Source organism: Bacillus sp. JJ1764 (assembly GCF_036962145.1).
GTDB lineage: Bacteria > Bacillota > Bacilli > Bacillales > Cytobacillaceae > Neobacillus.
Genome location: NZ_JBALNY010000115.1, coordinates 1 through 7,768, shown reverse-complemented (window position 1 = coordinate 7,768; position 7,768 = coordinate 1). Strand labels below are relative to the sequence as shown.

The following is a 7,768-nucleotide window of genomic DNA, read 5'->3' as shown; positions in this document are numbered from 1 at the left end:
TTATAAAATGAATTCGATTTAAAAAAATTAACAACATCTTAACTGTATTTCTTATTTAAACGATCTTAAAATACATATAGATTTATTTGAAATAGGGGAGCACAAAAAGTAATAAGAGAAGGTGAAATTCGATTTGAGCGAAGGTTTATAAAATTTCATTATAAAAAAATCATATAAACGGCTTAATTCTGAGGAAACTCAGGAACGGAGGAACCAATTTTTCCGGGGTTAATTCTACAAGTTGTAGAAAGGATGATACTCTTTCGCCATCCTACCCGTCAGCTAACTTCGTCGGCTAAAGCGAGGGAGGTCAGAAGACCACCTGATTCAGGGGGCTTTTTTGTTTACTAAGCAAAAAGGCAACCTAAGCATTTTAAGTAGGTCTTTTTATTATGCCCATTTTTAGGAAAAAGGAAAATGGGGGACAGAAAAGAAAGTCGAGAGAGACCAAAGCTTTAACAACAAGAATAATACCTAAATTAAAATAAATGGAGGAAGAAAGAAATGACTTCTCAATCAATAAAACGGCTAATCCTAGGGCGGCCATTAAAATCAGAAGAGGCTGAAGGCGAAAAAATGCCCATGTGGAAAGCCTTACCGATTCTATCATCGGACGCCCTTTCCTCCGTAGCATACGGAACAGAAATGATATTATTAGAGCTTGCAACCGTTGGAGCATTTGCCTTCTCATTTTCTATTCCCATTGCGCTGGCAATTATTTTACTAATCGCGATTTTAATTGTTAGCTACCGGCAAGTCATTGATGCCTACCCACAAGGTGGCGGGGCGTATATGGTAGCCAAGGAAAATTTAGGAATGATGTGGGGGCGTTTGGCTGGTGTTTCGCTTCTAATTGATTATACACTAACCGTTGCCGTTTCCATTTCAGCAGGAGTGATGGCGATCACTTCAGCCTATCATGCAGCCGTTCCCTATGTTGTTCCAATCGCTTTATTATTCACCTGGTTTATGGTTTGGATGAATTTAAGAGGCACTTCTGAATCCGGAAATGTATTTGCCTTCCCAACGTATTTATTTATTTTCTGTATGCTAGTCCTTGTAGGGAAAGGATTATTTGATTGGCTAACTGGCACTGGGCATACAACCCATTCTGTATCTGTTCCTACCGGATTACCTACAGGTTTGACTTGGTTTGTATTATTAAAAGCATTTTCTTCCGGGTGTTCAGCTGTTACAGGAGTCGAAGCTATATCGAATGCTGTTCCTCATTTCAGAAGACCTGCTGAAAAAAATGCAAAAAGAACCATGTTAACATTGGGAATTTTATTAGCTGTCATCTTTGGAGGAGTAACCATACTTTCACAAGCTTATAATATACATCCCGACCCAACAGGGACCAAATCCGTTTTATCGATGGTTGCAGAAGCGGCCTTTGGCAGAGGTGGTTTCTATTATGTTATTCAGCTTGCTACAACAGCGATCTTAACACTTGCTGCCAATACGAGTTTTAATGGATTCCCTATTTTATCATCGATCATGGCTCAAGATAAAAATATGCCCCGTATGTTTAGCAATAGGGGTGACCGGTTAGCTTTTAACTATGGAATCATTACATTAGGAATTTTAGCCAGTATTCTTCTCATTGTTTTTCGCGGAAAAACGGATGCATTAATTCCACTTTATGCAATTGGGGTTTTTCTTTCATTTACAATGGCACAAGTAGGTCTTGTATTAAAGTGGTGCAGAGACAAGTCAGAAGGATGGCAACGTAAAGCAATCATCAATGGTGTAGGTGCCTTTGTAACACTATGCGTTGTTATCATATTTTGTATTACAAAGTTTAAAGAAGGCGCATGGATTGTTATCATCATTACCCCGTTACTTGTGTTTTTATTAACAAGAATTAGCAAACACTATGACAATGTTGCTAAACAATTGAAAGTTGAATTAAGTGAACCCATTCCTGTCGTTGAAACGGTCGTTATTATTCCTATTGCAGGTATTCATAAGGTTGTATTGTCAACTATTGCATATGCAAAGGCATTATCTCCAAATGTAGTAGCTTTTTATGTAGCTTTTTCCCCTGAGGAGGCTAAGAAGATGGAAGAACGATGGGAACAATGGAATCCAGGCGTCCGATTAGTGGTCGTTGTTTCCCGTTATCGTACCTTAATAAAGCCATTAATTGAATTCATTGGACGTGCGGAACGCCATTATGGAAAAGAAAAAAGAATAACTGTTCTTTTACCTGAATTTATCACACACAAGTTTTGGCATCGATTATTACACAATCAGTCAGCTTTTCGTATTCGTACACTTCTTTTAAATAGAAAAGATGTGGTGGTTTCTACTGTTCCGTTTCATTTAAATGATTAATAACAATTAGCTCGAGTAGTATGCCCAATGTTATTTATTGGGCTCTTTTTATTGTATAATAAGTAAAAAGGAAAAATTGGGAAAAATAATAATATTAATCAATGATTGGGAGTGAGTATATGGATGAGCAGTTTTGTAGTATTTGTGGACATGAGGAAACAGAAAAAACGAATGATGCCCATTCAACCGTGATCATTATTTGTGACAATTGTCTAAAAAGTGATCTGCTTATTCCTGCTTTGGAACAATTTTTTCTTAATTAATTGCTCTCGTTAGACGAAACTCCAATCAGAACAAATATATCCTTACTAGTTTTAAGCTAAAATATTCAAATGGTAAGATATCCTCTAGGGTAATAGGGAGGTACAGGGATTTAGACCAATATGTAAGTAAAGTGATTCATTGTTAGGTCTCCTCCACAAGAAAAACCGCCAATGGCGGTTTTTCTTGAACTTATTGACTCGTCAGTTGCATTTTCTTACGATCAGCCGTCTTAAGATCGAAGCGATCGGCATTCATGACCTTGACCCAGGCGGCGATAAAATCACGGACAAACTTCTCTTTGTTGTCTTCCTGAGCATAAACTTCTGCAATGGCGCGAAGGATGGAGTTGGAGCCGAAAACGAGATCGACTCTTGTAGCAGTACGCACCACTTCCCCTGTTTTGCGATTTCGACCTTCATAGACTACTCCGTCAACAGGATGCCAAGCTAAATTCATGTCAAGCAAATGAACAAAGAAGTCGTTGGTAAGTGTGCCAACCCGTTCAGTAAATACTCCGTGTTGGGTGCCCCGGTGGTTTGTTCCCAGAACACGCATACCGCCGATAAGTACCGTCATTTCCGGTGTAGTTAGGTTTAGTAGTTGTGCCTTGTCTAATAGTAGTTCTTCTGGACTTACACTGTATTGCTTTTTTTGATAGTTGCGGAACCCATCAGCAACAGGCTCTAGTACTGAAAAGCTCTCAACGTCGGTTTGCTCTAGTGTTGCATCTCCTCGTCCAGGAGCAAATGGAACAGTAACATCAAAGCCCGCATTACGTGCAGCCTGTTCCACTGCTGCGCTTCCACCTAGTACAATTAAATCGGCAAGGCTTACTTTCTTATCCAATGTACGTTGAATGTCTTCAAGTACATTGAGCACTTTTGCTAGTCGCTCAGGCTCATTTACTTCCCAATCCTTTTGCGGGGCGAGCCGGATACGGGCACCATTCGCACCGCCGCGATGATCTGAGCCACGGTAGGTACTAGCGGAGGCCCAAGCCGTTGTTACTAGCTCACTGATTGTCAGTCCAGAGTTTAGGATTTTTCCCTTTAGCACGGCTACTTCGCCATCTGTTAATTCGTAATTCACTGTTGGCACCGGATCTTGCCAGATGAGATCCTCTTCTGGAACTTCCGGACCCAAATATCTTGCTTTTGGACCCATATCACGGTGAATAAGTTTGAACCATGCATGGGCAAAAGCATCGGCAAATTCTTCTGGATTTTCATAAAAACGACGAGCAATCTTCTCGTAAATTGGATCATGTCGCAATGCCATATCCGCGGTGGTCATCATGGTCGGCACTTTAATGCTTGGATCTTCTGCATCTGGGGCAAGATGCTTCTCATCAGGATCTACTATAAGCCACTGCCAGGCCCCTGCAGGACTTTTTGTCAGCCACCATTCATATCCAAATAATAGCTCAAAGTAACCATTATCCCACTGAGTCGGGTTGGCAGTCCAAGCTCCTTCAATACCGCTGGTAATGGTGTCACGGCCTTTACCAGAACCATAGGTGTTCAGCCATCCTAAGCCTTGTGCTTCAATAGGAGCAGCTTCTGGCTCCGGGCCAACATGGGACGCATCTCCTGCACCGTGTGCTTTACCAAAAGTATGGCCGCCTGCAATGAGGGCAACTGTTTCTTCATCGTTCATTCCCATACGTGCAAAGGTCTCACGAATATCTTTGGCGCTTGCAATCGGATCTGGTTTTCCGTTTGGCCCTTCAGGGTTCACGTAGATCAGCCCCATTTGTACGGCTGCGAGTGGATTTTCAAGCTCACGGTCGCCTGTGTACCGATGATCACCCAGCCATTCTGTTTCCGTGCCCCAATAGATGTCTTCTTCCGGATGCCAAATGTCTGGTCGTCCTCCCCCGAATCCAATGGTCTTGCCGCCCATGGATTCAATCGCAACATTGCCTGCTAGAACAAGCAAGTCCGCCCAAGAAATCTTGTTACCATACTTTTGCTTAATCGGCCATAGGAGTCGGCGGGCTTTATCAAGGCTTGCGTTGTCAGGCCAGCTGTTTAGTGGGGCGAATCGTTGGTTCCCAGTTCCGCCGCCACCTCGGCCGTCAGCTGTACGATATGTACCAGCAGCGTGCCAAGACATACGGATAAAGAATGGACCATAATGTCCGAAGTCAGCAGGCCACCAATCTTGACTGTCAGTCATAAGGTTGTGAAGATCCTGCTTAAGAGCATCGTAGTCTAACTTTTTAAATTCCTCTGCATAATCGAAGTCTTCTCCCATAGGGTTAGATTTTCTGTCATGCTGATGAAGAATATTCAAATTTAGCGCATTTGGCCACCAGTCTCGATTTGACGTACCACTTGATTTGTAACTAGTTGCACCGCCGTGAAACGGACATCCTTCACTGTTTGAATGATTCTTAGAATCCATATAATATTTCTCCTCCTCTAAACTTATTTAAAATCATCTAGTTTCTAAGAAACTAGAATGTTAATAATGATTATTAAGTAATCACTATAATGTTATGATTTAAGGATAAAAAATATATTCATTTTCCAGGCAAGGAGAATCTTATAATCTAAAAAAATAGGAAAAACATAATATTAGAGAAGATCAAAAATAGTATTAAAAATGAGAATGAAACGAAATTTTAGAAGGGGATATGCTGGGATCATCGAGTTTGATGGTTTTGGTAATTTCAATATATTTCCATTATAATGAATAGAATCGGTAAGAGGCAAGCCATTAGATCCTCTTTTAAAAATCCTATATAAATAATAAACAGAGGGATTCAAGGATTCCTGAATCCCTCTGCTTTATTTCAATCATTTCCACAACTACATGGTGCTGATGTCAATTACAAATCGATATTTCACATCTGAAGCTAATACGCGTTTATAGGCTTCGTCAATTTGGTCAGCTGAAATGACTTCAATCTTAGGAGTAATGTTATGTTCCGCACAGAAATCTAACATTTCTTGTGTTTCACGTATACCACCAATCATGGAACCTGCAAATGAACGGCGGTGACCGATTAAATTAAACACGTTTAGTGATAGCGGTTCTCCAGGTGCACCGACGTTGACCAAGGTACCCTCAAGAGCCAGAAGCCCTAAATAAGCATCCAAGTCAATTTTTGCACTTACCGTGTTAATAATTAAGTCAAATGTTCCAGCAAGTTTTTCGAAAGTTTCTGGATCGCTTGTGGCATAGTAGTGATCTGCCCCTAATTGCAAGCCATCATCCTTCTTTTTCAATGTTTGAGACAGAACAGTAACCTCTGCACCCATAGCATGTGCAATTTGGACTGCCATATGACCAAGACCGCCCATACCAACAACTGCTACTTTCTTACCTGGACCTGCGTTCCAATGGTTTAACGGTGAATATGTCGTAATACCTGCGCAAAGTAAGGGGGCTGCAGCGTCCAACTCAATGCTTTCAGGAATTCTAACTACGAAGTCCTCTGTTACGACGATGTGAGAAGAATAACCGCCTTGAGTAGGTTCGCCATATTTGTCGACACCAGCGTAGGTAGGGACATTTCCTTTGAGACAGTATTGTTCTTCACCTTTTTTGCAGTTTTCACATTCACCGCAAGAGTCAACCATACATCCGACTCCTACCCGGTCACCGATCTTATATTTTGTGACCTCTGCTCCAACAGCCGTAACAATGCCGGCAATCTCATGGCCAGGAACGAGTGGATAGTTTACTGGGCCCCACTCGCCGTGAGCAGTGTGAATATCTGAATGGCAAATTCCCGCATATTTAATTTCAATCAAAACATCGTGCAAATCAAGATCGCGTCGTTTAATTTCAGCAGCCCGAAACGGTTTGTCAGGACCATCAACAGCTCGTGCTTTAGCAGTAATCATAAATAACCTCCAATAATAAATTTTTTAAAGAGATTGCGATTGCTCTCGTAAAAGATATTAATCCCTCTAGTTAACTCTAGGTCAAGTGGTTAATGATTATTTTTCAGTCTATACAGGTTTCAACCAATATAGTACATTAGAATTTAGAGCTAACTCGAAGTCTATATTATTAGGAATGGGAGATCTGTAATGAAGACATATTCTATCAGTGAAGTGGCAAAAGAATTGAATCTTACAGTCTATACTCTGCGTTACTACGACAAGGAGGGACTTATGCCTGCAGTAGAACGGACCCCCAGCGGAATACGATTGTTTAAAGATTCCGATATAGCTGCATTAAAAGTAATTGAATGTTTAAAATCTACCGGTATGCCGATTAAGGAAATTAAAACGTTTATTGATTGGTGTTCAGATGGGGATTCCACCTTGCAACAGAGATATGACATGTTTTTGGAACGAAAAGCTCATGTAGAAGCACAAATGGAGGCATTGAAGAAAACATTAGAAGTCATTGAGCATAAATGCTTATATTACAAAACTGCTTTGACTGCCGGCACGGAAAAAATTCATAAAAAAAATAAAATAAAGATTCCCATTAATTAAGGAAAGTTTAAAATAGTTTCTAGATGACTAAAATATCATTTGACCTGACACTAAATAGTGTCGTTTCAAAAAACATTGTTTGGTGTCTAATTTTAAATCGTGCAGATCAAGGGGAGGGTGGTCTTGAACGAGAAGATCAAGCCTTCAGTGGCAGGAGAACTTAATAGAGTGTTAGAGGAAAAGGAATGCCAAACCAAAAAAATAAACTGATTAAAAGGATGGATGGGAATGTCCTATATTGTTGATTTTAAAAATGTGTCAACGGTGGGCTTAGAGTCTTCACCTGTAGCAGAATCGCTTGCTGGTTTACGTGCAAATGAAGCCCGTTACTTTATGAACAAATACAAGCATGAATTTACAGTGGTACCAGCTAGTGAAAGCCAGGATACCCTGGATTATGTGAACCGAATATTGAAAGAAGAACGTGATCTTGAATTTGCAGCCAAACCATTGGAAACATCGAGTTTTCAGGTGGAGAATATCAAATGGACCTACGTCTTTTATGAGGATGGTCTTTCAGTCAACGTCTTGTATACGTTGGATAACCCTAAGAAGAGGGCTGTTGGTTTCAAGCTTTCTGAGGGGATGGAGGTTCCAAAGGAATTAGAAGGGAAATTTAAGTTTGCCAGGCAGAAGTCTAAACTGGCTGGAACCATTCGCGGCTCGTTTTTTGTCATTAAGGGGGAATATTAAAGTCAGCAAGAAACCGG

Annotated in this window: 6 protein-coding genes and 1 riboswitch; of the genes, 4 read left to right on the top strand and 2 right to left on the bottom strand. The window is 40.7% G+C overall.

Annotation, left to right across the window (positions count from 1 at the left end):
- Nucleotides 1-169: 169 nt before the first annotated feature.
- Nucleotides 170-312, top strand: a riboswitch (cyclic di-AMP (ydaO/yuaA leader).
- A 192-nt stretch (nucleotides 313-504) separates the two neighbouring features.
- Both V7083_RS16115 and V7083_RS16110 read left to right on the top strand, forming a co-directional pair.
- A complete protein-coding gene (locus V7083_RS16115; protein WP_335479648.1) occupies nucleotides 505-2,337 on the top strand; it encodes an APC family permease in 1,833 nt (610 codons plus the stop codon).
- Nucleotides 2,338-2,456: 119 nt separating this feature from the next.
- Entirely contained in the window at nucleotides 2,457-2,600 is a 144-nt protein-coding gene (locus V7083_RS16110) for a hypothetical protein (RefSeq protein ID WP_335479645.1), read from the top strand.
- A gap of 190 nt (nucleotides 2,601-2,790) precedes the next feature.
- Here V7083_RS16110 and katG read toward each other — a convergent pair whose 3' ends face one another.
- Both katG and V7083_RS16100 read right to left on the bottom strand, forming a co-directional pair.
- Entirely contained in the window at nucleotides 2,791-5,007 is a 2,217-nt protein-coding gene (gene katG, locus V7083_RS16105; RefSeq protein ID WP_335479643.1) for a catalase/peroxidase HPI, read from the bottom strand.
- A gap of 407 nt (nucleotides 5,008-5,414) precedes the next feature.
- Nucleotides 5,415-6,455, bottom strand: coding sequence for an NAD(P)-dependent alcohol dehydrogenase (locus V7083_RS16100; protein WP_335479641.1), 1,041 nt, complete (start codon nucleotides 6,453-6,455; stop codon nucleotides 5,415-5,417).
- A 189-nt stretch (nucleotides 6,456-6,644) separates the two neighbouring features.
- On the opposite strand from V7083_RS16100, the gene V7083_RS16095 reads away from it, so the two are divergent.
- Together V7083_RS16095 and V7083_RS16090 are read left to right on the top strand one after the other, a co-directional pair.
- On the top strand, nucleotides 6,645-7,058 hold the full coding sequence (locus tag V7083_RS16095; protein WP_335479639.1) for a MerR family transcriptional regulator: 414 nt from the start codon (nucleotides 6,645-6,647) through the stop codon (nucleotides 7,056-7,058).
- Between the two features lie 228 nt (nucleotides 7,059-7,286).
- Nucleotides 7,287-7,751 carry a phage tail protein gene (locus V7083_RS16090; RefSeq protein WP_335479637.1) on the top strand — a complete coding sequence of 155 codons (465 nt, stop codon included), beginning with the start codon at nucleotides 7,287-7,289 and terminating at the stop codon, nucleotides 7,749-7,751.
- Nucleotides 7,752-7,768: the final 17 nt, after the last annotated feature.

Bases quoted from the DNA above. Each gene is read 5' to 3' on its own strand.
- V7083_RS16090 (WP_335479637.1), top strand. From the start codon at position 7,287: ATGTCCTATATTGTTGATTTTAAAAATGTGTCAACGGTGGGCTTAGAG.
- V7083_RS16110 (WP_335479645.1), top strand. From the start codon at position 2,457: ATGGATGAGCAGTTTTGTAGTATTTGTGGACATGAGGAAACAGAAAAA.
- V7083_RS16100 (WP_335479641.1), bottom strand. From the start codon at position 6,455: ATGATTACTGCTAAAGCACGAGCTGTTGATGGTCCTGACAAACCGTTT.
- katG (WP_335479643.1), bottom strand. From the start codon at position 5,007: ATGGATTCTAAGAATCATTCAAACAGTGAAGGATGTCCGTTTCACGGC.
- V7083_RS16115 (WP_335479648.1), top strand. From the start codon at position 505: ATGACTTCTCAATCAATAAAACGGCTAATCCTAGGGCGGCCATTAAAA.
- V7083_RS16095 (WP_335479639.1), top strand. From the start codon at position 6,645: ATGAAGACATATTCTATCAGTGAAGTGGCAAAAGAATTGAATCTTACA.